Here is a 24,253-nt window from a genome sequence, read left to right as displayed (position 1 = left end):
CGGAACGGGCCCGCACCGAAGACGGGCCCGCGGAGTCCGCGACGAGGCGCGGCCGGGGCCGTCCCGCCCGTATCATCCTTCGGGTGATCCACGGTTTGGGGACGATCCTGGCCGCGGCGGCCGTCGCCGCGCCCGTCGCCCTCGCGTCCCCCGCTTCCGCAGCCCCCCGCCCGGCCCGCATCCACGACATCCAGGGCGCCGCGCACATCTCGCCGCTGAACGGCGCCCGGGTCGCCCGGGTCCCCGGCGTCGTGACGGCCGTGACCGTGAACGGCTTCTGGATGCAGGACCCGCATCCCGACCGGAGCGCGGCGACGTCCGAGGGGATCTACGTCTTCACCCGGACCCGCCCCGAAGCCGCCGTCGGCGACGCCGTCCGGGTGGACGGCCGGGTCAGCGAGTTCCGCCCGGACGGCGCGTCCTCCGGCGGCCTGACCCGCACCGAGATCGACGCCACCGCCGTCGCCGTCACCGCGCACGGGCGGCCGCTGCCGCCGCCGGTCGTGCTCGGCGGCCCGCACGGCCGCCGCGCCCCCGGCGCCGTGGTCGACCGCGGGCACGGCGACGTGGAGCGCGGCGGCGGCTTCGACCCGCGCCGCGAGGGCCTCGACTTCTACGAGGCCCTCGAAGGGATGCGGATCGCGATCGGCGACGCCGTCGCGGTCGGCCCGTCCCGCTACGGCGAGCTGCCGGTGCTGCCCGCGAACGGCGCCGGCGCCGGGGTGCGGACCGCGCGCGGCGGCATCCTGCTGCGCGACCGCGACCCCAACCCCGAGCGGATCATCCTCGACGACGCGCTCGCCCCGCTGCCCGCCATGAACGTCGGCGACCGGCTGCCCGGCGTGAACCACGGCGTCCTCGACTACTCCTACGGCGACTACAAGCTGCTGCTCACCGCCGCCCCGAAGCGCGCCGCGGGCACGCTGGCCCGCGAGTCGACGCGCCCGCAGCGGCCCGGCGAGATGGCCGTCGCGACCGCCGCGCTCGACGGGCTGCACCCGGACGCGCCGCCCGCCCGGTTCGCCGCGCTCGCCGACGACATCGTGCACGGCCTGCGCTCCCCCGACCTCATCGCGGTCAGCGGGGTCGGCGACAACAGCGGCCCCGAGGATGACGGCACCGTCGCCACCGACCAGACCGTCGCGCAGCTCGTCACCGCGATCAGCGCGGCGGGCGGCCCCGCCTACGACTGGCGCTCGGTGGACCCCCGCGACAACGCCGACGGCGGCGAGGACGGCGACAACGAGCGGTCCGGGTTCCTGTTCCGCACCGACCGGGGCCTGGCGTTCGTCGACCGCCCCGCGCCCGGCGACCCGATCCCGGACGCGCCGTCCGACCGGCCCGACCCGGCCGTCACCGCGGCCCGCGTCGTCCGGCGCGGCGGCACCGCCGCGCTGACGCTCAGCCCCGGCCGGATCGCGCCCCGCGACGCCGCCTGGGCGGGCACGCAGAAGCCGCTCGCCGGGGAGCTGACCTGGCGCGGCCACCGGTTCATCGTGATCGCGAACCGGTGGTACCCGCGGACCGGCGACGACCAGCCGCTGTTCGGCCGGCGGCAGCCGCCGTCCCAGCCCACCGGGTGGCGCCGCTTCGCGCAGGCCCGGACGGTGACGGGCTTCGTGCACGCGGTCCGCAAGGTGGACGCGAACGCGCGGGTGATCGTCGCGGGCGACCTCAACGACCGCGGGACGTCCACGCCGCTGCGCACCCTCACCACCGGCGCCTGGCGCACCCCCGGCGCCGGGCTCGCCGACCTGCCCGCCGAACTGCCGGCGGTCGACCGCTACACCGCGGTGACGGGCGGCAACGCCGAGGACCTCGACCACATCCTGCTCAGCGCGTCGCTGCGCAAGCGCAAGCACGAGTTCGACATCGTGCACCGCAACGCGGAGTTCGCGGACCGGGCGGGCGAGCGCGACCCGACGGTGGTCCGCATCGACATGTCCGGGAAGTAGACATGTCCGGGAAGTAGCCGCCTCCCGATTTGGGAGATGCCGAAACGATCGTCATGGCATGGTCCGGAATACCGCCGGTGTTATTCTCCGACCCGGCCGGGCACCGATGGTTCGTCACACCCCCCACCGGGAGGAGACGCCCTCCATGGCGACCCGCTACAGGCCGCACATCGGCCTGCTCGGCCTCATCTACATCATCATCGGCGTGTTCATCGCCTGGGACCGCGGCTACATCGACGAGAACCTCGTCCAGCGCGTCGTGAGCGCGCTGCTGGCCGTCTTCCTGTGGATCCTCGTCCTGCTCGGGGTCGACTTCCACATCGACTTCTGAGCCCCCCGAACCGGGCACGGGCCGCCCCCGACGTCCCCCGCCACGGGGCGGCCCGTGTCCCTATGGACAGGCGCGCATCGCGATGGACAGGCGCACATCGCGATGGACAGGCGCACATCGCGTCCCGGTCATAGACCGCGCAGTGCCCAGAGGGTTACTTTCCGCCCATGACGAAAAAAGACTGCAGTTGCGGACACGGCGGCGGATGCTCCTGCGCGAAGGGCTGCTCCTGCGGCTGCAACGGCTGACCCCCACCGGTCACACGTAGGCGCGGCCGGATGCCGCTAGGCCGCGCGGCGGAGATCCGCCCACAGCGCTCCCCGGTCGACGCCGAGGTCCCGGAGGACGCCCACCGCCCCGCCGGCGCCGTCGGCCAGCAGGCCCCACAGCAGGTCGTCCAGGCCGGCGTGCGCGCGGTGCGCGCGGCGCGCGGCCCAGAACGCGACCTCGACGGCCTTGCGGGCGCTCTCGTCCAGCACGATCGCGGTGCTCGGCCCCGCCAGGGTGACCCGCAGCGGATGCAGCGGCGCGCGCCGCAGCGTCCACAGCGCCGGGTCGTCCGCGCGGGCCGCCGTCGCCTCGCCCACCCGGCGCCGCACCTCGTCGAGGTCGATGCCGAGGGTCGCGAGAAGTTCGCGGTCCCGGCCGGGACGCGCGCCCGCGGCCGCCCCGACGTCGTCGGGCGCGGCGCCGACCGGGCGGGCCTCGGCGAGCGCGGCGAGCAGGAAAGCGTCGGTCAGGCAGGCGCGCTCCGACTCGACCGCCAGCCTTCCGGCGCGCACGACCGTGCGCCGCGCGTCCGGTGCGAACCTGTCGAGCATGGTCATCGCCTCTCCCCGCTCAGCCGTGCGGCGTGCTTCTTGTGGACGGACTGGCGCCGCACACCGAGCGCGGCGGCGACGGCCTGCCACGACCATCCCTGCGCACGCGCGTTGCGGACGTGCAGCGCCTCCAGCTCGTCGGTGAGCCTGCGCAGCGCCGCCACGGCGGCGAGCCCCACCGCGGGATCGGCACTGTCGGCGGCCTCCGCCAGTTCCCTCACGGACGTCATGACGTCAGCCTAGGCTGACATCCGTGATTTGTCAGCCCAGGCTGACACATCGCCCGGAGCCGGCGGCTATTCCGGAACGGGAGTGTGCCAGAGGGTGGGGCCGCTTTCGTCGGTGCCCGTCGCGATGAGGTGCGCGCCCAGGGTGGTCAGCGCGGTGAGCCGCTGCTCGCCGTGGCCGCTCAGCCCGGCGACGCCGAGGCGGCGCCAGGTCGTGCCGTCCGGGGAGGTGAGGACGGCGGCGTCGCTCCCGGTGGCGGCGGTCACCACGAAGCCCTGCGGGGTGGCGGTGACGGCGGCGGCGGTCAGGCCGGGGCCGAGGTTGCGCTGCGTCCAGGTCGCCCCGGCGTCGGTGGAGACCAGTGCGTTCGCCGTCGCGGAGAGCGCCACGAGGGTGCGGCCGTGCGCGGCCACCCCGGTGAGGGGCGCGGTGAAGCCGGGCGGCGTCTTGGCGGCCGTCCACTTCACGCCGTCCGGGGACGTCCAGACGGCGGGCGCCTTGCCGCGCGCGCCGACCGCCGCGTAGGCACCGTCCGCCGCGGCGATGTCGGCCGGGACACCGTCGAGGACCGCGCGGCTCCAGGTGCGGAGGTCGGCGGAGCGCCAGGCCGTGCGGGGGCCGACCGCGACGTACCCGGACGGGCCCGCCGCGACGGCGACCGGCACCGGCCCGGCGGGGAACGCGGCCTTCTGCCAGGCCCGGCCGTCCGGCGAGGTCAGCACCAGCGGCGCGGCCACGGCCCCTGCGGTGCGGCCCACGGCCGCCCAGCCGCGGCCGCCGTGCACGGCGTCCGTCAGCATGCGGCCGGGGGGTATCTGCGCCCGCGCCCAGCGCCGGCCGTCCGGCGCGGTCCACAGCGCGGCGGCGCCGTTGGTGCTGCCGACCGCGACCGCCATCGCGGGCCCCGCGGCGAGCGCCCTGACCGAGCGCTCGGGGTTGACGGCGCCCGGCACGGCCTTCAGGTCGACGCCGTGCAGGTAGGCGTCGGCGCCCTGCCCGCCGGCGATCGCGAGCGCGCCGCCGGTGGCGACCGTCAGCCCGGTGGCGCGCACGGGCGCCGGGACCGTGCCGCCGGGCCGCCAGGTGCGGCCGTCGGTGCTGCGCAGGACCGTGCGCACGCCCTTCGCGCCGCGCACGATGGCGGCGAGACCGTCCGGCGTGCCGCCGAACCGCTCGATGCCGCCACCGCCGAACCGGCCCGCCGGCCGCCACTTGAGGCCGTCCGGCGAGGTGAACAGGACTCCGAACCGGGCGGTCTTGCGGCGCTTCTTGCTCCCGGTCGCCTGCTTGCCCTCGCGGACGGTCGCGAACCCGCCCGGCCCCACGGCGAGGCCCTTCGCGGGCCCGTAGGAGCCCTGCGCCTGCGCCACGGACGCGGCGGCCCACGTCCGGCCGCCGTCCGGGGACCGCCAGAACCCCTCGCCCACCACCGTCCGGGTGACCTTCTTGCGGCCCCGCTTCTTGACGACCTTCCTGGCGGTCGTGCCGTGCGCCACGACGACGGCGCCGGACGCCGCCACGCCGTCGAGGCGGGTGGCGGCCGGGGCGGTGCCGCGCTGCCAGGCCCGCCCGTCGGCGGAGGTCCAGGTGACGGCGCGCCCCTTCGCCGCGCCCACGGCGAGGAAGCCCTGGGCGGTGCGGGTCAGCCCGGTCACCTGGTCGGACGGTGTGAAGGCGGTGCCCGCCGGGCGGCGGGTCCAGGTGCGGGCGTCCTCGCTCGTCCACGCGACCGCGGCGCCGGAGGGCGTCCGGCCGAGCGCCGCCCAGTGCCCGGCCGCGCCGGCGACGAAGAGCGGGGCCTCCCCGGACGGGGGCGCGGCACCGTCGGGCGTGCGGATCTCGGCGAGCGCCCAGGCGCGGCCCGCGTCGGTGGAGACCAGGAAGCGCGCCCGCGCCGCGGCGGGCGCGCCGGGGCCCTCGGTGCCGGCGGCGACGATCGCCGCTCCGGCGGAGGCGACGGAGGTGAGGTTCTGCACGAGGCCGTCGGACGCGGCGGCCGGGTCGGGGGCGAACAGCCCGTCGGCGGCGACGGGACCCGGGATGCCCGGCTCGGCGGGAGAGTCCGCGCGCTGCGCCACCGCGACGATCGTCCCGGCGGCGGCGAGCACGAGCACCCCACCGACCGCCGCCCGCACCCGCAGCCTGCGCCACAGCACCGGCTTGCGCGCCGGCGGCTGCGCGTGCTTCGACGGACCGGCGACCAGCACGTCCCCGGGATCGGGCTTCGCGGCCTTCGAGGTCTTGGCAGGCTTGGCCGGTTTCGCGGGCTCCGCGGACTTCCCGGCCTTCGCGGACTTCTCCGCCTTCGCAGGCTTCCCGGCCTTGGCGGGCTTCCCAGATTTGGCGGGCTTCGGAGGCTTCGGAGGCTTCGGCGCGGCCGCCTCGGTCGCGGGCTCCGACTCGGCGGTCTCGCGGGGGGATGCGGCCTTCGCGCGCTCGCGGGGCGGGGCGCCGTGCCCCCAGGTCAGCCCGGCGGCCCGCCATGCCTCGTAGGCGCGCTGCCAGGGCGAGAGGGCGGCCGGGAGGTCGGCGATGTCGCCGGCGACGCCGAACGTCAGCCGGCGCCGGGCCTGGCGGGAGCCCGCCGGCTCGTCTCCGGCCGTCCGCGGGGCCTCGTCCTGCTCCGGGGTGCTCGCCGTCACACGCGCTCCTTCACGGTCCTGTCGGACCACCATCAAATCGCGCCACGGGACGCCGTGTACCGACATCCGCGTGAACGGCGGCCTAGGGGGCCGCTGGAGCGTTCTATCACTTCAGAGCCGACGTATCAGACCTTTCACGCGGATAGCCCCCTTGTACGCATAACCCCGGACATGGACGACGGGGGCACCGTGCAGCGGATCGCCGTGCACCGGATCGCCGTGCGCCTCGGTGGAGATCCCCGCCCCCTCCGCCTCCACGCGGATGCCGGGCGGCACGATGATCTCGACCGTGGACTTGTAGGCGAGCACCCGCAGCACCGCGGTCCGGCCCAGCAGCTCGGCGGCCTGGAGGTCGAGCGTCCCGCACCCCTTGTAGACGACGGTCGTGAACCGCTCGGGCAGCCGCCACCGCCCGGCCCGGGTGACCGAGGTCTTGTAGGCGAGCTGGAACCGCCCGGCGGGCGCGGCCCCGGGACAGGGCGGGGCGCTGCGGGCGGACGGCAGGTCGGCGGCCACCGCGCCCAGGTCGGCGTGGGTGCGGGCCGCCAGCACGCGGTCGATGCGCTCGTCCAGTTCGGGCTCGTCGAGCCGCCCCTCGGCGAAGGCGGTGTGCAGCCGGACGAGCATCTCGTCGCGGTCGCGGTCCGAGGCGCGCAGTGCGGGATGCTGTTCGACGCTCATCGCATCTCTCCTTCGAGGCCGGCCCTCGCAGCCTGCACCCTCCAGCATGTGGAGGGTCAAACGCGATACATCGTAACTCGCCGCCGCGCGGCGATCGAGACATTCGGCCGCATCCCGACGCGCGATCATGCTTACGGCCCCTTCGGACGCCGGTCCGCTAGATTCGGAACCGCCCGTAGATCGAGGAGAGGGGGGACGATCCATGGGCGGGACGCTCGGCCGCGCGCACGGCCCGTACACGCTGTACGACCTCGACGCCCTTCCCGAGGAGGGCCGCCGCTACGAGCTCGCCGACGGCTGGCTGAACGAGCTGCCCGGGGACCTGTGGCACGACCACGCCGCCGAGCAGCTGAAGACCGTGCTGAAGGACGCGGCGCGCCAGGCGGACGCCGACGTCCACATCGCGGGCGCCCCGCAGGACGTGACGACGCCGTCCGGCATCCGCAAGCCCGACGTCTTCGCCGTGGCCCGCGACGTCGCCCGCACCGCCCTGGAGCGGCAGACCCGCACCTACTACGGCCCCGACCTCATCCTGGTCGCCGAGGTCGTCACGCCGCGGACGGTCAACGAGCAGATCGACCGCGTCCGCAAGGTCGAGGAGTACGCCGCGACGGGCATCCCGCACTACTGGCTGGTCGACCTGGAGCCGCGCCCCGCCGTCACGCTGCTCGAACTGCGGGACGGCCGCTACGAGGTGGCGGGCAGGGCGCGCTCGGGCGACGTCCTCGCCGTCGACCGCCCCTACCCGATCGCCTTCGACCCGGCCCGCCTCTCCGAAATGGACTGACCGTGCTGCTGATCACGACGCTGGACGCCTGGCGGGCCGCGGCCGGGCCGCGCTTCGTCCTCTCGGACGCGGGGGCGGTGTGGGCGCCGGAGGAGGCCGCGCTCGCCGTCGCCGACGACGCGTTCCCCGGCGGCGGGCAGGTCGTCGCCGTCGAGCTCGACCCCGCGCCGGGCGCCGTCCCCGGCCGCGGGACGATCGACACGACGACCGCGTCCCGCGTCCGGTACCTGCGGCGCGGCCCGGACGGGCGGCACGCGGCGCTGCTCGACCGGCCCGCCACCGCCGCCGCGCTCGACCTGCTGCCGCACCCCGAGGGCGGCTGGTACCGGGAGACGTGGCGGTCGGGCGTCTCCCTCGTCCCGGACGGCTATCCGGGCGAGCGCGCGAGCGCGACCGCCATCTACTTCCTGCTGCCGCCCGGCGAGGAGTCGATGTGGCACGCCGTGCGGTCCGCCGAGGTGTGGCTGTGGCACCGCGGCGGGCCGCTGGCGCTGCTGCTCGGCGGCGACGGCGACCGCCCGTCCGGCGACCCGGAGACCGTGCTGCTGGGCGACGGCCTGGCGGACGGGCAGGTCCCCCAGGCCGTCGTGCCGCCCGGCGTGTGGCAGGCCGCGCGCCCCGCCAGGGACGAGGAGGTCCTCGTCAGCTGCGTGGTCTCCCCCGGCTTCGACTTCGCCGACTTCCGCGCCCTGCCGTGACTCCCCCTGAACCGAACGCTCAGTCGGACGAGGACGCTCAGTCAGACGAGAAGGCTCAGTCGGACGAGAACGCTCAGTCGGACGAGAACGCTCAGTCGGACGAGAACGCGGCGTCGAACGCGCCCTCCGGCGGCGTCATGGCGTTCAGCCCGCGGACGAACTCCAGCGCCTCGGGCGCGCCCTGGAGGCGGTCCATGCCGGCGTCCTCCCACTCGACCGAGATGGGGCCGTCGTAGCCGATCGCGTTGAGGGCGCGGAAGACGTCCTCCCACGGCACGTCGCCGCGGCCGGTGGAGATGAAGTCCCAGCCGCGCCGCATGTCCGCCCACGGCAGGTGCGACGACAGCCGCCCGCGCCGGCCGTCGCCCGTGCGGACCTTGGTGTCCTTGCAGTCGACGTGGTAGATCCGGTCGCGGAAGTCGAACAGGAACCCGACCGGGTCGAGCTCCTGCCACACGAAGTGGGACGGGTCGAAGTTCAGCCCGAACGCGGGGCGGTGCCCGATGGCCTCCAGCGTCCGGACGGTCGTCCAGTAGTCGTAGGCGATCTCGCTCGGGTGGACCTCGTGCGCGAACCGGACGCCGACCTCGTCGAACACGTCCAGGATCGGGTTCCAGCGCTCGGCGAAGTCGGCGTAGCCGCGCTCCACCATAGCGTCGGGGGTCGGCGGGAACATCGCGACCGTGTGCCAGATCGACGAGCCGGTGAAGCCGACGACGGTGTCGACGCCGAGCTTGGCGGCGGCCCGCGCGGTGTCCTTGATCTCCTCGGCGGCGCGGCGCCGGACGCCCTCGGCCTCCCCGTCGCCCCAGATCCGCTCGGGCAGGATCGCCTTGTGCCGCTCGTCGGGGTTGTCGCACACGGCCTGCCCGACCAGGTGGTTGGAGATCGCCCACACCTTCAGGTCGTGCTTGGCGAGCGTCTCCAGCCTGCGCGGGACGTAGTCGTCGTCGGCGAGGGCCTTGTCGACCTCGAAGTGGTCGCCCCAGCAGGCGATCTCCAGGCCCTCGTAGCCCCAGCCGGAGGCGAGCCGGCAGACCTCCTCGAACGGCAGGTCCGCCCACTGGCCGGTGAACAGGGTGATCGGTCGTGCCATGGTCATGCGCTCCCTTCGACGTCGACCCAGCCGCGGGAGGCCGCGCTGTCGGCGACCGCGGCGAGGACGCGCTGGACCTGCAGCCCGTCGGCGAACGACGGCCGGGGGTCGGTGCCGTCCGCGATGGCGGTGAGCAGGTCGGCCATCTGGTGGGTGAAGGTGTGCTCGTAGCCGAGCATGTGGCCGGGCGGCCACCAGTGCCCGGCGTACGGGTGGACGGGCTCGGTGACGACGATGCGGCGGAACCCGGCGGTCGCGTCGTCCTCCGCCCGGTCGTAGAACCACAGTTCGTTGAGCGCCTCCAGGTCGAACGACAGCGCGCCGGACGAGCCGCTGACCTCGATGCGCAGCGAGTTCTTGCGCCCGGTGGCGAACCGGGTGGCCTCGAACGAGGCGAGCGCGCCGCCGTCGGTGCGCCCGATGAACAGGGCCGCGTCGTCCACGGTGACCTGGGCGGTGCCGCCGCCGGGCAGGGGCCGCTCGGGGACGAAGGTGTCCATCAGCGCCGACACCCCGACGAGCGACTGCCCGGTGATGAACTGCGCGGTGTCGATGATGTGCGCGCCGATGTCGCCGAGCGACCCGGACCCGGCCCTGTCACGGTCCAGCCGCCAGGTGAACGGCGCCGCCGGGTCGGCGAGCCAGTCCTGGAGGTACTGCGCCCGGACGTGCCGGACGGTCCCGATGCGGCCCTCCTCCACGAGCCGCCGCGCGAGGGTGACCGCCGGGACGCGCCGGTAGTTGAACCCGACCATCGAGCGGATCCCGCGCTCGCGCGCCCGCTCCGCGGCGGCGGCCATCGCCTCGGCCTCGGCGACGGAGTTGGCGAGGGGCTTCTCGCACAGGACGTGCTTGCCGGCGTCCAGCGCGGCGACGGCGATCTCGGCGTGGCTGTCGCCCGGCGTGCAGATGTCGACGAGCTGGACGTCGTCGCGGCGGAGCAGCTCCTTCCAGTCGGTCTCGACCGACGCCCAGCCGAGCGCGTCGGCGGCGGCGCGGACCCGGTCGGCGGAGCGTCCGGCCAGGGCGGTCATGACGGGCGTCAGCGGCGGCCCGAAGAACGGCCCGACACTGCGCCACGCCTGGGAGTGGGCGCGTCCCATGAACGCGTGCCCGACCATCCCGACTCCGACGGTCGTCATGTTCAGCTCACCTCTCTGTGTGGTCTTCCGGGCTCGCGGGTCGTCCTCCGGGACGCCCCCCGCCCCGCGGGGCCGGCGCGCCCGCCGCGGCGGGCGGGCGCGCCGGCGCCCCCGTCGCTCAGGACTCGAAGCCGAGCGGCATGTACGTGTCGACGTTGTCCTTGGTGACGGTCTCGGACGCCAGCGTGACCGACTGGGGCACCTGGAGCTCCACGAGGTCGGCCATACCCTTGCCCTGCGCGATGAGCCGGCCCAGCTTGATCGCGGACGCGGCCATCGTCGGCGGGTAGGTGACGGTCGCCTCCAGCACGCCGCCGCCCGACTTGATCTCCCGCATCGCGTTGGCGGACCCGGCGCCGCCGACCATGAAGAACTCCTTGCGGCCGGACTGCTTGATCGCGGCGAGCACGCCGACGCCCTGGTCGTCGTCGTGGTTCCACACCGCGTCGATCTTCTTGTGCGCCTGCAGCAGGTTGGAGGCGACCTGGTTGCCGGACTCCACGGTGAACTTCGCGTCCTGCTGCGCGGTGACCTTGAAGCCGTAGGCCCTGAGCGCGTCCGCGAAGCCCTTGCTGCGCTCCTGCGTCAGCGGCAGCGTCGCGATGCCCTGGATCTCCAGGATCACCGGGTTCGAGACGCCCTTGTCCTTCAGCTTCTTGCCGATGTAGTGGCCGGCGGAGACGCCCATGCCGTAGTTGTCGCCGCCGATCCACGTCCGGTACGACAGCTTGTCGGGGAAGACGCGGTCGAGGTTGACGACGGGGATGCCGGCGTCCATCGCCTTGCGCGCGACCTGGTTCAGCTGCTCGCCGTCGTTCGGCAGGATCACCAGCACGTTCACCTTCGCCCGGATCAGCGACTCGACGGCGGAGATCTGCTGGTTGATGTCGTTGGTCGGCTCGACCGGCTTGAACGTCACGTCCTGGTACTTCTTGGCCTGCGCCTCGGCGTTCTTGGCGATCGCCGCGATCCAGCCGTGGTCGGCGGCCGGCGCGGAGAACCCGAGGGTGACCTGCTTGCCCGGCTTGTCGTTGTCGCCGGCGAGCGACCCGGCCTGCGCCGCGGGCGCCGGGTCGTCCTTCTCGCTGTTGCTGGTGCAGGCGGCGGCGAGGCCGCCGGCCGCGACGACGGCGCCGGAGAACAGGACGCCTCTGCGGGTGGGACGAGGGCTCTGATCACGCATGACGTGCTCCTGGTGAAGGGATGGGGCGTCCCCCGCCGCGCGCCTCCCCGCGGCGCGCGGCGCTGGACCTGGGGGGTGGGTGGACGGGGGTCAGGTGGGCGAGCGGAGCCCGCGGCGCTGCAGCAGCACGGCGATCACGATGATCACGCCCTTGGCGATGAGCTGGTCGCTGGTCTGCAGGCCGTTCAGGATGAACAGGTTGGTGATGACGGTGAAGATCAGCACGCCGAGGATCGACCCGACGACGGTGCCGCGGCCACCGGTGAGCAGCGTGCCGCCGATGATGACGGCGGCGATCGCGTCCAGCTCGTAGAGGTCGCCGTGGGTGCTGGACCCGGTGGTGGTGCGCGCCATGATGATGAGCGCCGCGATGCCGCAGCAGAACCCGGACAGCGCGTACAGCAGCAGGGTGTGCCGCCGGACGTCGATGCCGGCCAGCCGCGCCGCCTCCGGGTTGCCGCCGACCGCGAACGTCCGGCGGCCGAACGTGGTGCGGTTGAGCAGCAGCCACCCGGCGATCGCCACGGCCGCGAAGATGTAGACGACGAGGGGCAGCCCGAGCAGCTTCGTGGTGGACAGCGCCTCGATCGCGTCGTTCTCGGGCCGGACGAGCTGGGTCTTGCGGTCCGACATCCGCTGCGCGAGGCCCCGCGCCGCGACGAGCATCGCGAGCGTCGCGATGAACGGGACCATCCGGCCGTAGGAGATCAGCAGCCCGGTCACGACGCCGGAGCCGGTCCCGACGAGGATCGCGCACAGCGCCATCACGGCCGGGCCGTAGGACTGCGTCGCGACCGTCGTCGCCCACACCGACGCGAGCGCCATCACCGACCCGACGGACAGGTCGATCCCGCCGCCGATGATCACGAAGGTCTGGCCGACGGTGATCACGCCGATGGTGGCGGCGAGCGCCAGGATGCCGACGATGTTGCCGGAGGTGGCGAAGTTGTCCGGCTCGGTCACCAGGCCGACGGCCGCGAGCAGCACCAGCGCGGCGACGAGCCCGAGGTGGTGCATCTCCCGGCCGCCCGCGCCGAGGCGGGCGAGGAGCCGCCGGGGCCCGCCGCCGCCCGGCTCCTTCGCGACGAGCGTCCCGCCGCGCTCGCCCACTCCCGGCTTGGTCACAGGGCGTCCCGTATCGGTCACAGGGCACTCCCTTCCATGATCATGTTGAGCACGGCGGCCTCGTCGAGGTCGCGGGCGTCGCCGGTGTGCACGACCCGCCCCTCCCGCACGACGAGGACCCGGTCGGCGAGCCCCAGCACCTCGGGGACCTCGCTGGACACCAGCAGCACCCCGATCCCCCGCCCGGCCAGCTCGCGGATCACCGCGTACAGCTCGGCGCGGGCGCCGACGTCCACGCCGCGGGTCGGCTCGTCAAGGATCAGCAGCCGCAGCCCGGTCGAGCCGAGCAGCCAGCGGGCGAGGACGACCTTCTGCTGGTTGCCGCCCGACAGCGTCACGACGGGGCGCCGCGGGTCGGGCGGCCGGATGTCGAGCGAGGCGATCAGGCGGCGGACGTCGGCCAGCTCGCGGCGCCGGTTGAGCCAGCCGAACGAGGCGTACCGCGACAGCCCGGCGACGCTGACGTTCCCGGCGACGGACTCGTTCAGCAGCAGCGCCTGGCTCTTGCGCTCCTCCGGCGCCATGCCCATGCCGCGCCGCACCGCCGCGCCGGTGTCGCCGGGGCGGACGGGCCGGCCGTCCACGAGCACCCGCCCGCGCGCGGGCCGCCGGGCGCCGTAGACGGTCTCCAGGATCTCCGAGCGCCCGGACCCGACGAGCCCGGCCAGCCCGACGATCTCGCCGGCGCGCACGGTGAGCGAGACGTCCTCGAACGCGCCGGGCAGCGTGAGCCCCTCGACGCGCAGCACCTCGGCCCGCTCGCCGCCGGGCTCCGGCCGCTCCGGGAAGACGTACTCGACGTCCCGGCCGGTCATCAGCGAGACGATCCGGCCGGTCGGGGTGGTCTTGGCGGGCAGGCCGCCCGCGACGGCCCGGCCGTCCTTGAGGACGGTCACCCGGTCGCCGATCTCGCGGATCTCCTCCAGCCGGTGCGAGATGTAGACGACGGCGACGCCCGCGGCGGTCAGCTCGCGGATGATGCGGAACAGGTTGCCGACCTCGTCGTGCGCGAGCGCGGCGGACGGCTCGTCCATCACGATGAGCCGCGCGTCGTGGGACAGGGCGCGGGCCATGCTGACGACCTGCTTGCCCGCCGCGGGCAGCCGGCCGACCTCGCGGCGCGGCGGGATCTCCCCGTGCCCGAGCCGGCCGAGCAGGTCCCGCGCGGCCCGCTCGGCGTCCCCGCGCCGGGTGAACCCGAACCGGGCCCGCTCGTGCCCGAGGAAGATGTTCTCGGCGACCGACAGCCCGTCGACCAGGTCGAGCTCCTGGTAGATGGTGGCGATGCCGGCCCGCATCGCGGCGGTCGGCCCGGCCAGCCGCACCGGCTCGCCGGCGAAGACGATCTCGCCGCGGTCCGGCTGGTGCGCGCCGGCCAGCACCTTGATCAGGGTGGACTTCCCGGCGCCGTTCTGCCCGAGCAGGCAGTGCACCTCGCCGGGGCGGACGTCGAGGTCGACGCCGTCCAGCGCGCGGACGCCGGGGAACTGCTTGACGATGCCGCGCATGAGCAGCAGCGGTTCCATCGGGAGGCCTCCTCAGGACGCGGAGAAGACGTGGTCGCTGATGAGCCGCGCGCCGCCGACCACGCCCGCCGCGCCGGCGAGTTCGGACAGCACGATCGGCAGGTTGCCGGTCGCGAGCGGCGCGGACCGGCGGTAGACGACGCTGCGGATCTCGGCGAGCAGCGTGTGGCCGAGCCCGGCGACGCCGCCCGCGATGATCACCAGGCCGGGGTTGAAGAAGCTGACCAGCCCGGCGAGGACCTGCCCGACGTGCCGGCCGCCCTCCCGGATGATGCGCACCGCGGCCGGGTCGCCCGCGGCGGCGGCCTCGCCGACGTGCTCGGCGGTCAGCTCGCCGTGCGCCTCCAGCAGCGCCGCGAGCGCCGGCGACTCCCCCGACCGGGCCGCCGCCGCGGCGTCCCGCGCGAGGGCCGCGCCGCCGAAGAACGCCTCCAGGCAGCCCGCGTTCCCGCACGCGCACATCGGACCGTCGTCGTCGACGCGGATGTGCCCGATGTCCCCGGCGCTGCCGGACACGCCCCGGTAGATGGCGCCGTCCACCACGATGCCGCAGCCGATGCCGGTGCCGATCTTGACGAGCAGGAAGTCGTCCACCGACCGGGCGAGCCCGGCGTGCAGCTCGCCGAGGGCCATGAGGTTCACGTCGTTGTCGACGAGCACCGGGCAGCCGAGCTCCTGGCCGATCGCGTCGCGCACCGGGAACCGGTCCCAGCCCGGCATGATCGGCGGGACGACCGGCATGCCGTCGCGGAAGCTGACCGGGCCGGGCACCCCGATCCCGGTGCCGTGCACCTGCGGGATGAGGCCCTCGTCGCGCAGCTTGCCGAGCAGGTCGAGCGCCCGCTCCAGCACCACGGTCGCGCCCTGCCGGACGTCGCACTGCTCGCTGACGTGCCCGAGCACCTCCAGCGTCCCGTCGGTGACGGCGACGTCGATCGAGGTGGCGCCGATGTCGAAGGCGACGAACCGCAGGCTCGGCGCCAGCCGCACGATCCCGGACCGCCGCCCGCCGCGCGAGGCCGCGAGCCCGGCGCCCTCGACGAGCCCCAGCTCGACGAGCCGGTCCAGCTCCACGGCCAGCTTCGACCGGGACAGCCGGACGACGTCGCCGAGCTCGGCGCGCGACCGCGGCCCCTCGTCCCGCAGCAGCCGCAGCAGCCGTGCCTGATGCACGTTCTGCGGGCGAGCCGACATGCGCATCACGCCGTCCTCTCGGGATTCCCGGGGCGGTGTGACCCCGGTCTCATGGCCGAGACCGTAACCCGCTTTCGCCGCCTTGAGAAGACCTTTTCTCTAGATCATCCAAACTTTCTCCACCCAGAGGACAAAGTCACGGAAAGCAACGGCCCGCACCCCCGCGGAACGCGGAGAGTACGGGCCGTCAGCGATGCGTCACGGCGGTGCGGCCAGGCGTGCTAATGGGCGTACTGCCAGGCGTGCTGCCAGGCGTGCTGCCAGGCGTGCTGCTAGGCGTACTGGCGGCCGCTCATGGTGCGCATGATGTGCTCGACCAGGGTGATCAGCACGCGCTTGGCGTCCTCGCGGTCGCGCACGTCGCAGTTGATGACGGGCACGTCGGCGGGGAGGTCGAGCGCGTCGCGGACCTGGTCGGCCGAGTGGACGCCGGCGCCGTCGAAGCGGTTGACGCCGATGATGAACGGGACGCCGCGCCGTTCGAAGTAGTCGACCGAGGCGAAGCAGTCGGCCAGGCGGCGGGTGTCGACCAGGACGACCGCGCCGAGGGCGCCCTTGGCCAGCTCGTCCCACATGAACCAGAAGCGGTCCTGGCCGGGGGTGCCGAAGACGAACAGCACGAGGCCGTTCGGCAGCGTGATGCGGCCGAAGTCCATCGCGACGGTCGTCGTCGTCTTGGACGCGACGGCGCTGGTGTCGTCGACCCCGATGCTCTTCTCGGTCAGCGCCTCCTCGGTGCGCAGCGGACGGATCTCGCTGACCGCGCTCACCAGGGTGGTCTTGCCGACGCCGAAACCACCGGCCACGAGGATCTTCACCGTCAGCGCGGACTCGCCCTGCTGGGCCGCCGCGTCAGAGCGCACGGATTCCATCGATCACTTCCTTGAGTACGCGCTCGCTGGGGAACTGCGCCACCGGCGCGGGACGCCGGACCTGTATCAGCGAGTGGTCGAGCAGATCACCGAGCAGGACACGGACCACCCCGAGGGGGAGTTCCAGATCCGACGCTATCTCGGCGACCGACAACGGGGTGCGGCAAAGCTCCAGGATCATGTCATGTTCGGGCTCCGGGGCCCACGGTCCCGCGGACGGCGCGCCGTCCGCGGGCTCCGGCGGCGGGTCCGCGACGGCGATCAGCGCGACGAGGTCGAAGTCGTCGCCGTCGTAGTGCGTCCGGCCTCCGGTGACCGCGTACGGGCGGACCACCGGCCCCGCAGCGTCGTCGTACCAGGCCGTGCCGCCCACCTCACACGCCGCCCGGCTCGGCCGCGGCCACCCGCGGGTCGGCGGACAGGTGCTGCCCGACCCGGGTGACGAGCATCGCCATCTCGTAGGCGATGATCCCGAGGTCGGCGTCGGCGGAGGCCAGCACGGCCAGGCACGCGCCGCGCCCGGCGGCGGTGACGAACAGGAACGACGACTCCATCTCCACGATGGTCTGCCGGACGGGGCCGCCGCCGAACGACTCCCCCGCCCCGCGCGCGAGGCTCTGGAAGCTGGCGGCCACCGCGGCGAGGTGGTCGGACTCCTCGGCGGCCAGGCCCCGCGACGCGGCCATCTTCAGCCCGTCGCTGGACAGCACGACCGCGTTCTGCACCGCGGCGACCCGCTGGACCAGGCTGTCGAGCAGCCAGTTCAGGTCACCTCCGGCTCCACCCGGGACCTCCGCGCCGGAGTGCTGGGCTCGTGTCATGGGGTGTCGTCCTCCTGGTCGCCTGGGTTGCGCTCGGCCTGCGCTTCCGCGTCGGCCGCGTCCTGCCTGCCACGCCGCCATCCGGCCTGCATGGCGGACAGCATCGATCGCATCGCCTCGGGTGAGCGCGCCGCGTCGCCGTCCGGAGCCTCGCCCGGGCCCGTGCCCGGAGCCGCGTCCGGGGCGGCGCCCGGCGGAACGGTCCCGCCGCCGGGCGGCGCGGGCTCGTCCATGGGGACGGGCGCGGCGAGCGGCATCCCGGCCGGCTCGGGCGGCGACCCGGCGGGCTCCGCCTGCCCCTCCCGGCTCCCCTGCCCCTCCCGGCTCCCCTGGCCCGGTCGGCCCGCGGGCTCGGCGCCCGGTGGCGGCGCCTGGCCCCGCGCGGCGAGATGCGCGTCCACCCGCTCCTTGAGCTGGGGCGCGAGATGGGTCTGCCTGCGGCGCTTGGGCAGCTCGCCCTCCTTCAGCGGCGCCTCGGGGGGTGCGGCCTGCGCCGGTTCCGGCCGGGCCTGCGGTGGTTCCGGCCGCTCCTGCGGTGGTTCCGGCCGCGCCGACGGCGGGGCGGGCGGTTCCGGCTCGGCGACCAGCCGGACGACGCCGCCGGACTCGACCGCCGGGCGCGCGGACGCCGACAGCGCCGCGGGCCGGTCCGGGAGCGCGCGCATCGGCCCGGTCGGGCGCCGCGCGGGCGGTTCCGCGTCCGCGTGCTCGACGATGAGCGAGCCGGGGATCAGCGCGATCGCGGTCGTCCCGCCGTACGGGGACGGGCGGAGCGTGACCGTGATGTCGTGCCGCTGCGCCAGCCGCGCCACGACGAACAGGCCGAGCTGGGCGCTGTCGGACGGGTCGAACTCCGGCGGGTTCGCGAGCCGCTCGTTCGCGGCGCGCAGCGCCTCCTCGGTCATGCCGAGCCCGCGGTCCTCGATCTCGATCGCGAACCCGCTCGGCACCGGCTGCCCGCTGACCCGCACCGGCGACTGCGGCGGCGAGAACGTGGTGGCGTTCTCCACCACCTCGGCGAGCAGGTGGATGACGTCGGCGACGGCGGAGCCGAGCAGCGCGATGCGCGGCAGCGGCTGCACCCGGACGCGCGGGTAGTCCTCGACCTCGGCGACGGCGCCGCGCACCACGTCCACCAGCGGGACGGGCCGCCGCCAGCCGCGCCCGGCGGACTTGCCCGCCAGGATGACCAGGCCCTCGGCGTGCCGGCGCATGCGGGTCGCGAGGTGGTCGAGGCGGAACAGGTCCGACAGCTCCGACGGGTCCTCGGTGCGCCGCTCCATGCTGTCGAGCAGGCTGAGCTGGCGGTGCAGCAGCGCCTGGTTGCGGCGCGCGAGGTTGACGAACACCTCGCTGATGCCGCGCCGCGCCGCGACCTCGCCCTCGGCGGCCTCCAGCACCGCCGCGCGGGCGCGGTCGAACGACTCGGCGATCTGCCGGACCTCGGTGATGCGGTAGTCGATGCCCGGTTCCGGCTCCGGTTCGGCGCCGCGGCCCGCGATGATCTGCGCGGCGAGCCGGGGCAGCCGCTCGGTGGTGAAGTTCACCACGCCGGCCGCGAGCGTGCGGCACTCGCGCACCAGCCGCCGGGACACGCGGATCGCGATGACCAGCGACAGCACGATCGCCACGAGCCCGAGGCCGCCGGCGAGGCCGAGCCGGGTGAACGCGCCGACCGCGATGTGCCGCCCGCGGGCGGCGATCTCGTCGAGGACCTTGTTCTCCAGCTCGTAGAGCTCGCCGTCGGCGGTGTCGGCCACCGACCGCCACACGGTCGGCTCGATGACGGCGGGGCCCCGCGCGGCGCCCGTCTGCTGCCGTCCCTGCGCGTGCCCCTGCGTCTGCCCCTGTGTCGCGCTCGTCCCGGCGGTGCCGTGGGCGGGCGTCGTTCCCTGGGTGCCGGTCCCCCGGGTCGTGGACGTGCGGGTCCGGCGCGCGGCGGCCTGCGGCGGCTCGGCGCCCGCGATGACCTGGTCCTCCAGCTTCATCATCTGCATGAAGGCCGGGGACGACATGAGCTTGTCGTAGCGGGCCTTGCCCGCGGCGGGCAGGTCGCGCGCGTTGATCTCGTGCAGCGTGTGGTGCGCCCCGACCAGCTTGGCGAACTGGGCGCGCTCGGCGCCGGTGATGCGGCCCGCGGCGAGCGCGCCCGTCAGCAGGGCGTCCTCGCGGGACATGAACTCGCGGGCCATACCGAACGCGGTGAGAGTGCGGGCGCTCGCGGTGATGGACCCGTCCCCGGGCGTGGTCGAGGTGTAGATGGCATAGCAGGCGTCGATGAGCTCGCTGTACTCGCGCAGGACGTGGGCGCGGCCGCCGGTGCGCTCGTCCACGCCGCGGCGCAGCGACTGGAGCGTGCCGAGCTTGGCGGACAGCTCGTCCATGCGCCGGACGACCTCGGGCTGGATCGCGTCCCGCAGCCCTCCGTCGCGGGCGCCGGCGCGGAACTCCTCGCCCGCCTCGTCGGTCGAGTTGCGCTGGGTCCGCATCGCGCCCGGCTCCACGCGCGCGCCGCCCAGCTCGGTCATCGACAGCCGGCGTTCCTTCTGCAGCGCGTTGATGAGCCGCTGCGTGGGCAGCAGCGTCTTCTGCTGGAACGCCCGGCTCTGCAGGAGCTGGTGCGCGTCGCCGTAGGTGATGCCGGTGAGGAAGCCCCACAGCGAGGCGAGCGCCAGCAGCGGCACGAGGACCAGCAGGATGATCCTCGCCCGGATGGAGGAGAAACCGCGGACCTTCACCGCTGGCGGACCCTGCTCACTGGCTCGTCCTCCTGCACTGGATCGTCCGGGCTTGGGGGGCTTGGCATTGGGGGGCGGGGCGGTACATGCGGGGGAAACCTCCCGATGCGTGGAGTACGGGGGTGTGCGGGAGCCTACTACGTCGCGGGTTCACGATGATCGCGCAACCGATCACCGTCCGCCACCTCCTCGTTGTCGGGCTCGGCGTCGGGCTCGTCGTCGGGCCAGCTCAGCACGTGCTCCATCAGCGCGACGAGCACCTCCTTGGACGACTCGCGGCGGCGGACGTCGCACAGCACCACCGGGACGCCGGGGTCGAGGTCGAGCGCGATCGCGATGTCCTCGGCGGGGTGCGTGCGGATCCCGTCGAAGCAGTTCACCGCGACGACGAACGGGATGCCCCGGCGCTCGAAGTAGTCGACGGCCGGGAAGCTGCCCGCCAGCCGGCGGGTGTCGGCGATCACCACGGCGCCGATCGCACCGGCCGCCAGCTCGTCCCACATGAACCAGAACCGCTCCTGGCCGGGCGTGCCGAACAGGTAGAGCAGCAGGTGGTCCGAGAGGGTGATGCGGCCGAAGTCCATGGCGACGGTCGTGGTCGACTTGGCGCCGACCCCCGACACGTCGTCGACTCCGGCGCCGCGGTCGGTCAGCGGCTCCTCGGTGTGCAGCGGCCGGATCTCGCTGATCGAGCCGACCATGGTGGTCTTGCCGGCGCCGAACCCGCCCGCGATGAGGATCTTCGTGGTGATCGGCGGCCGGACCTCCGGCACCGCCCCCTCGCGAGTTCCCTCAAAGGGCGCCCGGTCAAAGTGCTCGGAGGCCATTGAGCACCTCCCTCAGCACCCCGGCCGGCGGGCGGCGGCCCGCGGCGGAGCGCGCCTCGGCGACCACCGCGACGAGCCCCTCGTCCCGCAGGTCGCCGAGCAGCACGCGGACGACGCCGATCGGCAGCCCGAGGTCGCTGGCGAGGTCGACGACCGGGACGGGCGCGGCGCAGCGGCGCAGCACCCGGGCGTGGTCGGGGCGGTAGCGCAGCCGGTCCCCGGCCGGGACGCCGGTCGCGGCGACCACCGCGATCAGCTCGAAGCCGGGGCCGCCGGGGCGGGTGCGGCCCCGGGTCCGCGCGTACGGGCGCACGACCGGGCCGGCGTCCCGGTCCAGCCACCGCTCTGCCGACGGGTCCATGGGTCGGCGGCCCTCAGTAGACCCGTGGCGCGGGCCCTCCGGCGCCGAAGTCCGCGCCGGGCGCGTCCGCGCCGAACCTCGGGCCCGCCTGCAGGTGCTGGCCGACCCGCTTGACCAGCACCGCCATCTCGTAGGCGACGAGGCCGGCGTCGGCCTCCGCCTCGGCGAGCACGGCGAGGCAGGTGCCGTCGCCCGCGGCGGTCACGAACAGCAGCAGCGCGTCCATCTCGATGATGGTCTGCCGGACGTTGCCGCCCGCGAAGTGCCGGCCCGCGCCGCGCGCGAGGCTCTGCACCCCGGACGCCAGCGCGGACAGGTGCTCGGCGTCCTCGCGGGCCAGCTCGTTCGAGGCGGCGACGGCCAGCCCGTCCCGGGACAGGATCACCGCCTGCCGCACCGTGGTCACCCGCTCGGCGAAGTCGTTGAGCAGCCAGTTCAGTTCACCGGTCGCGGTGTTGTGCATCATCGGGTTTCCTCATCCCCCACATCCGTCGCGCGGCCGCGCCGCCAACCCTGCTGAATCGATGCCATCAGCGAGCGCGCCTCCTCCGGGGAGCGTGCGACGCCCCCGGACACGCCCGCCCCGGCCTGCGCCGCGGGACGCGGCGCGGGCCGCTTGCGCAGCTGCGGTGCCAGGTTCTTCTGCCTGACCCGGCGGGGCAGCCCCGCATGGGTCCCCGCGGGCCGCCAGTCGTCGTCGCCGGCGTCCGCGCCAGTCTCGGTGCCGCCGTCGATGCCGCCGTCCGTCCCGCCCTCCGCGGGCTCCCCGGCGGCGTCTCCCGCAGCGGTCTCGCCCATGGTCCCGCCCACGGCGGCATCATCCGACCAGGGGTTCGGGGCGCTGCGCGGCGGCGCCGCGAGCACCGGCCGGGCCGGGTCGCCCCACGGGCCGGTGAGCCGGGGCAGCGCGGGCGGCGCCTCCACCGGCTCCGCGGGCCCCGCGTCCGCCAGCCCCGCGTCCGTCAGCCCCGCCTCCGCCGGAGGCGCCTCGCGCAGCGGGACGACGGCCTCGGACCGGGGCCTCGGCACCAGGGCCGCACCCGGCTCGCCGTCGGTGGCGGTGTCGAGGGGGGACGCCTCGGCCGAGCCCGCCTCCATCTGCTCCGCCGGGACGACCAGATCGTGCGGCAGCAGGACGACCGCCGTCACGCCGCCGTACGGGGACCGCTGCAGCGTCACGGCGATGCCGTGCCGGGCCGCGAGGCGCGCGACGACGAACAAGCCGAGCTGGTCGGTGTCGACGAGGTCGTAGTCCGGCGGTTCGGCGAGCCGCCGGTTCGCCTCGGCGAGCAGCTCCGGCCGGACGCCGAGCCCGCGGTCCTCGATCTCGACGGCGAACCCGTTGCCGACCCGCTCGGCCTTGACGCGCACCTCGGTGTTCGGCGGCGAGAACACGGCGGCGTTCTCGATCAGCTCGGCCAGCAGGTGCACGACGTCGGTGACGGCGGCGCCGACCAGTCCGTCCTCGGAGTCGGTGAGCACGGTCACGCGGGTGTAGTCCTCGATCTCCGACACGGCGGCGCGCAGCACGTCGGTGAGCCGCACCGGCCGCCGCCAGCCGCGGCCCGGCGTGGCGCCGGACAGGATGATCAGGCTCTCCGCGTGCCGCCGCATGCGGGTGGTGAGGTGGTCGATGCGGAACAGGTCTTCCAGGTCGTCGGCCTCGGCGCGGCTCTCCAGGCCGTCCAGCATCGTGAGCTGGCGGTGCAGGAGCGACTGGTTGCGGCGGGCGATGTTGAGGAAGATGCGGCTGACGCCGGCGCGCAGCTCGGCCTGGCCGACGGCGGCGTCGACGGCGGTCCGCTGCACCTTGGCGAACGCGTCCGCCAGCCGGGCGATCTCGGTGGTGCCGCCCGCGTGCAGGCCCGGCGCCTCGGCGGCGACGTCCACGCTCTCGTTGCGGCTGAGCCGCGCGACGACGCCGGGCAGCCGCCGCTCGGCCAGTTCCTCGGCGGAGCCGTGCAGCCCGACCAGCTCCCGGACGAACCCGCGCGCGAACCGCAGCGACAGCAGCACCGAGGCGGCGATCGCCAGCAGGCCGAGGCCGCCGACCACGCCGAGCCGCACGTAGGCGTCGCGGCCGAGCCGGTCGGCCCGCTCGGCGGCCCCCTTGGAGCTGCCGAGCACCATCGCGCTGACCGACGCCACGAGCGGGTCGGCGGTCCGGCGCCACTCGGCCTCCCCGACGGGCAGCGGCTTGCGCGGGTCGGCGGCGGCGACGCGGTCCTCGATGGCCTTGAAGTCCTGGTAGCGGCGGGACGCGAAGACCGGCGCGGTCCCGGTCCGGTAGACGACCGGGTCGAGCAGCGTGCGCTGCTTGATCCACTGCCAGCGCTGCTCGCCGGTCATCTCGACGAACAGCCGGTGCTCGGCGGGCGTCATCCGGCCCTTGGTGACGAGGGCGGAGGCGATCAGCGCGTTCTCGCGCTGGAGCAGTTCCATGCCGCGCGCGGCGTGCCGGGTGGCCAGCATCCAGTTGTAGAGGCCGGAGTCGTCGATGACCACGAGGCCGTCGTACAGCCGGTGCAGGTCGTCCACCATCGTGCTGTAGCCGTTGATCGCGGTCAGCCGGTCGACGAGCCGCCCGTCGACCGCCGAGCGCAGGCCGGCCAGCCCGCCGAGCGCCCGCAGGACCTCGGTGACGCGGCCCTTCATCTCCTCGGTGGTGGCGCCGCGCGCCGCGTCCGAGGCGGCCTGGCGCCGGAAGTTCTCGACGGCCTTGTCGACGCGCGTGCGCTGGGCGACGAGCGTGACGGGCACGCCGCCGGGGGTGGAGCGCGGGGTGCTGAGGAAGACGGCCGAGGACTGGCGCTCCTTGCCGAGCTCCACCAGGAGGCTCTGCCCGCTCGGCCCGAACACGCGGTCGAGTGTGTGGTACTTGCGCTGGGCGAGCGCGTCCCGCCCGGTGGCGCTCGCGGCGTACCCCCACAGCGCCACCAGCGACAGCAGCGGCACGAGCAGCAGCGCCGTCACCTTCGAGCGGATCGAGCGCGTACGGGGGGATTTCATGTGACCTCGACCGTTCCGTCGTGGAGGGTCCCTGGATCATAAAGGCGGCCCGCGACGAGACCGCAACCCCTTTGGCGCCTTTCGGACGGATCCGCACCATTCCGCGTCACCTGCGGCGATGCGCGGGACCGGAGTGATCTTGCCGCGGCTTCCGCAAGGAGATAGCGGCAAATCCGGACAATTTACTTCATTTCCCCCTGTTGCTCGCGGGCATTG

22 protein-coding genes are annotated in these 24,253 nt (G+C 74.7%); 4 read left to right on the top strand and 18 right to left on the bottom strand.

What is annotated here, in order from left to right; all coding sequences use genetic code 11:
• The first annotated feature begins 83 nt into the window (after window positions 1-83).
• Both CHF16_RS22730 and CHF16_RS22725 read left to right on the top strand, forming a co-directional pair.
• The gene (locus CHF16_RS22730) at window positions 84-1,955 is read left to right on the top strand and encodes an endonuclease/exonuclease/phosphatase (RefSeq protein ID WP_245869040.1); all 1,872 of its coding nucleotides are present in this window, start codon (window positions 84-86) and stop codon (window positions 1,953-1,955) included.
• Window positions 1,956-2,100: 145 nt separating this feature from the next.
• Window positions 2,101-2,286 (top strand): hypothetical protein, encoded by a 186-nt coding sequence (locus CHF16_RS22725; protein WP_089328127.1) that lies wholly within the window; start codon window positions 2,101-2,103, stop codon window positions 2,284-2,286.
• A 284-nt stretch (window positions 2,287-2,570) separates the two neighbouring features.
• On the opposite strand, the gene CHF16_RS22720 is transcribed toward CHF16_RS22725, so the two are convergent.
• The 4 genes from CHF16_RS22720 to CHF16_RS22705 all read right to left on the bottom strand — a co-directional run bounded on the left by CHF16_RS22720 (window position 2,571) and on the right by CHF16_RS22705 (window position 6,658).
• On the bottom strand, window positions 2,571-3,113 hold the full coding sequence (locus CHF16_RS22720) for a Clp protease N-terminal domain-containing protein (RefSeq protein WP_089328126.1): 543 nt from the start codon (window positions 3,111-3,113) through the stop codon (window positions 2,571-2,573).
• Window positions 3,110-3,337, bottom strand: coding sequence for a helix-turn-helix domain-containing protein (locus tag CHF16_RS22715; RefSeq protein WP_089328125.1), 228 nt, complete (start codon window positions 3,335-3,337; stop codon window positions 3,110-3,112). The genes CHF16_RS22720 and CHF16_RS22715 overlap by 4 nt, the downstream gene beginning before the upstream one ends.
• Window positions 3,338-3,403: 66 nt before the next feature.
• A complete protein-coding gene (locus tag CHF16_RS22710; protein WP_089328124.1) occupies window positions 3,404-5,977 on the bottom strand; it encodes a hypothetical protein in 2,574 nt (857 codons plus the stop codon).
• Between the two features lie 111 nt (window positions 5,978-6,088).
• Entirely contained in the window at window positions 6,089-6,658 is a 570-nt protein-coding gene (locus tag CHF16_RS22705) for a DUF1707 SHOCT-like domain-containing protein (protein ID WP_089328123.1), read from the bottom strand.
• 202 nt (window positions 6,659-6,860) lie between these two features.
• On the opposite strand from CHF16_RS22705, the gene CHF16_RS22700 reads away from it, so the two are divergent.
• Together CHF16_RS22700 and CHF16_RS22695 are read left to right on the top strand one after the other, a co-directional pair.
• The gene (locus CHF16_RS22700) at window positions 6,861-7,445 is read left to right on the top strand and encodes a Uma2 family endonuclease (RefSeq protein WP_089328122.1); all 585 of its coding nucleotides are present in this window, start codon (window positions 6,861-6,863) and stop codon (window positions 7,443-7,445) included.
• A gap of 2 nt (window positions 7,446-7,447) precedes the next feature.
• On the top strand, window positions 7,448-8,143 hold the full coding sequence (locus CHF16_RS22695) for a cupin domain-containing protein (protein ID WP_245869038.1): 696 nt from the start codon (window positions 7,448-7,450) through the stop codon (window positions 8,141-8,143).
• A gap of 91 nt (window positions 8,144-8,234) precedes the next feature.
• Here the strand turns inward: CHF16_RS22695 and CHF16_RS22690 are convergent, their stop codons facing one another.
• The 14 genes from CHF16_RS22690 to CHF16_RS22625 all read right to left on the bottom strand — a co-directional run bounded on the left by CHF16_RS22690 (window position 8,235) and on the right by CHF16_RS22625 (window position 24,037).
• The gene (locus tag CHF16_RS22690) at window positions 8,235-9,239 is read right to left on the bottom strand and encodes a sugar phosphate isomerase/epimerase family protein (RefSeq protein WP_089328121.1); all 1,005 of its coding nucleotides are present in this window, start codon (window positions 9,237-9,239) and stop codon (window positions 8,235-8,237) included.
• Window positions 9,240-9,241: 2 nt separating this feature from the next.
• Window positions 9,242-10,381 carry a Gfo/Idh/MocA family protein gene (locus CHF16_RS22685; protein ID WP_089328120.1) on the bottom strand — a complete coding sequence of 380 codons (1,140 nt, stop codon included), beginning with the start codon at window positions 10,379-10,381 and terminating at the stop codon, window positions 9,242-9,244.
• A gap of 118 nt (window positions 10,382-10,499) precedes the next feature.
• Window positions 10,500-11,564 carry an ABC transporter substrate-binding protein gene (locus tag CHF16_RS22680; protein WP_089328119.1) on the bottom strand — a complete coding sequence of 355 codons (1,065 nt, stop codon included), beginning with the start codon at window positions 11,562-11,564 and terminating at the stop codon, window positions 10,500-10,502.
• Window positions 11,565-11,654: 90 nt separating this feature from the next.
• The gene (locus CHF16_RS22675) at window positions 11,655-12,710 is read right to left on the bottom strand and encodes an ABC transporter permease (protein WP_245869035.1); all 1,056 of its coding nucleotides are present in this window, start codon (window positions 12,708-12,710) and stop codon (window positions 11,655-11,657) included.
• Window positions 12,707-14,215, bottom strand: coding sequence for a sugar ABC transporter ATP-binding protein (locus CHF16_RS22670; RefSeq protein ID WP_089328118.1), 1,509 nt, complete (start codon window positions 14,213-14,215; stop codon window positions 12,707-12,709). Before CHF16_RS22670 ends, CHF16_RS22675 begins: the two co-directional genes overlap by 4 nt.
• Window positions 14,216-14,227: 12 nt before the next feature.
• On the bottom strand, window positions 14,228-15,415 hold the full coding sequence (locus CHF16_RS22665; RefSeq protein ID WP_218826786.1) for an ROK family transcriptional regulator: 1,188 nt from the start codon (window positions 15,413-15,415) through the stop codon (window positions 14,228-14,230).
• A gap of 266 nt (window positions 15,416-15,681) precedes the next feature.
• Window positions 15,682-16,281 (bottom strand): GTP-binding protein, encoded by a 600-nt coding sequence (locus tag CHF16_RS22660; RefSeq protein WP_089328117.1) that lies wholly within the window; start codon window positions 16,279-16,281, stop codon window positions 15,682-15,684.
• Complete coding sequence (locus CHF16_RS22655) at window positions 16,262-16,654, bottom strand: DUF742 domain-containing protein (protein WP_089328116.1); 393 nt, start codon at window positions 16,652-16,654, stop codon at window positions 16,262-16,264. The genes CHF16_RS22660 and CHF16_RS22655 overlap by 20 nt, the downstream gene beginning before the upstream one ends.
• 1 nt (window position 16,655) lies before the next feature.
• On the bottom strand, window positions 16,656-17,102 hold the full coding sequence (locus CHF16_RS22650) for a roadblock/LC7 domain-containing protein (protein WP_089328115.1): 447 nt from the start codon (window positions 17,100-17,102) through the stop codon (window positions 16,656-16,658).
• Window positions 17,099-19,840, bottom strand: coding sequence for a nitrate- and nitrite sensing domain-containing protein (locus CHF16_RS22645; RefSeq protein ID WP_089328114.1), 2,742 nt, complete (start codon window positions 19,838-19,840; stop codon window positions 17,099-17,101). Before CHF16_RS22645 ends, CHF16_RS22650 begins: the two co-directional genes overlap by 4 nt.
• A gap of 137 nt (window positions 19,841-19,977) precedes the next feature.
• Window positions 19,978-20,667: a GTP-binding protein gene (locus CHF16_RS22640; protein ID WP_089328113.1), complete on the bottom strand. Its 690-nt coding sequence runs from the start codon at window positions 20,665-20,667 to the stop codon at window positions 19,978-19,980.
• Window positions 20,648-21,028, bottom strand: coding sequence for a DUF742 domain-containing protein (locus tag CHF16_RS22635; RefSeq protein ID WP_089328112.1), 381 nt, complete (start codon window positions 21,026-21,028; stop codon window positions 20,648-20,650). Before CHF16_RS22635 ends, CHF16_RS22640 begins: the two co-directional genes overlap by 20 nt.
• A 13-nt stretch (window positions 21,029-21,041) precedes the next feature.
• On the bottom strand, window positions 21,042-21,494 hold the full coding sequence (locus tag CHF16_RS22630) for a roadblock/LC7 domain-containing protein (RefSeq protein WP_425427506.1): 453 nt from the start codon (window positions 21,492-21,494) through the stop codon (window positions 21,042-21,044).
• Window positions 21,491-24,037 (bottom strand): nitrate- and nitrite sensing domain-containing protein, encoded by a 2,547-nt coding sequence (locus CHF16_RS22625; RefSeq protein ID WP_089328111.1) that lies wholly within the window; start codon window positions 24,035-24,037, stop codon window positions 21,491-21,493. The genes CHF16_RS22630 and CHF16_RS22625 overlap by 4 nt, the downstream gene beginning before the upstream one ends.
• Window positions 24,038-24,253 lie beyond the last annotated feature (216 nt).

The organism is Actinomadura meyerae, assembly GCF_900188445.1.
GTDB lineage: Bacteria > Actinomycetota > Actinomycetes > Streptosporangiales > Streptosporangiaceae > Spirillospora > Spirillospora meyerae.
This window is presented reverse-complemented; position numbering and strand designations above follow the sequence as displayed.

Bases quoted from the DNA above. Each gene is read 5' to 3' on its own strand.
- CHF16_RS22650 (WP_089328115.1), bottom strand. From the start codon at position 17,102: ATGACACGAGCCCAGCACTCCGGCGCGGAGGTCCCGGGTGGAGCCGGA.
- CHF16_RS22680 (WP_089328119.1), bottom strand. From the start codon at position 11,564: ATGCGTGATCAGAGCCCTCGTCCCACCCGCAGAGGCGTCCTGTTCTCC.
- CHF16_RS22715 (WP_089328125.1), bottom strand. From the start codon at position 3,337: ATGACGTCCGTGAGGGAACTGGCGGAGGCCGCCGACAGTGCCGATCCC.
- CHF16_RS22685 (WP_089328120.1), bottom strand. From the start codon at position 10,381: ATGACGACCGTCGGAGTCGGGATGGTCGGGCACGCGTTCATGGGACGC.
- CHF16_RS22670 (WP_089328118.1), bottom strand. From the start codon at position 14,215: ATGGAACCGCTGCTGCTCATGCGCGGCATCGTCAAGCAGTTCCCCGGC.
- CHF16_RS22720 (WP_089328126.1), bottom strand. From the start codon at position 3,113: ATGACCATGCTCGACAGGTTCGCACCGGACGCGCGGCGCACGGTCGTG.
- CHF16_RS22630 (WP_425427506.1), bottom strand. From the start codon at position 21,494: ATGATGCACAACACCGCGACCGGTGAACTGAACTGGCTGCTCAACGAC.
- CHF16_RS22665 (WP_218826786.1), bottom strand. From the start codon at position 15,415: ATGCGCATGTCGGCTCGCCCGCAGAACGTGCATCAGGCACGGCTGCTG.
- CHF16_RS22660 (WP_089328117.1), bottom strand. From the start codon at position 16,281: ATGGAATCCGTGCGCTCTGACGCGGCGGCCCAGCAGGGCGAGTCCGCG.
- CHF16_RS22635 (WP_089328112.1), bottom strand. From the start codon at position 21,028: ATGGACCCGTCGGCAGAGCGGTGGCTGGACCGGGACGCCGGCCCGGTC.
- CHF16_RS22625 (WP_089328111.1), bottom strand. From the start codon at position 24,037: ATGAAATCCCCCCGTACGCGCTCGATCCGCTCGAAGGTGACGGCGCTG.
- CHF16_RS22700 (WP_089328122.1), top strand. From the start codon at position 6,861: ATGGGCGGGACGCTCGGCCGCGCGCACGGCCCGTACACGCTGTACGAC.
- CHF16_RS22690 (WP_089328121.1), bottom strand. From the start codon at position 9,239: ATGGCACGACCGATCACCCTGTTCACCGGCCAGTGGGCGGACCTGCCG.
- CHF16_RS22725 (WP_089328127.1), top strand. From the start codon at position 2,101: ATGGCGACCCGCTACAGGCCGCACATCGGCCTGCTCGGCCTCATCTAC.
- CHF16_RS22705 (WP_089328123.1), bottom strand. From the start codon at position 6,658: ATGAGCGTCGAACAGCATCCCGCACTGCGCGCCTCGGACCGCGACCGC.
- CHF16_RS22640 (WP_089328113.1), bottom strand. From the start codon at position 20,667: ATGGCCTCCGAGCACTTTGACCGGGCGCCCTTTGAGGGAACTCGCGAG.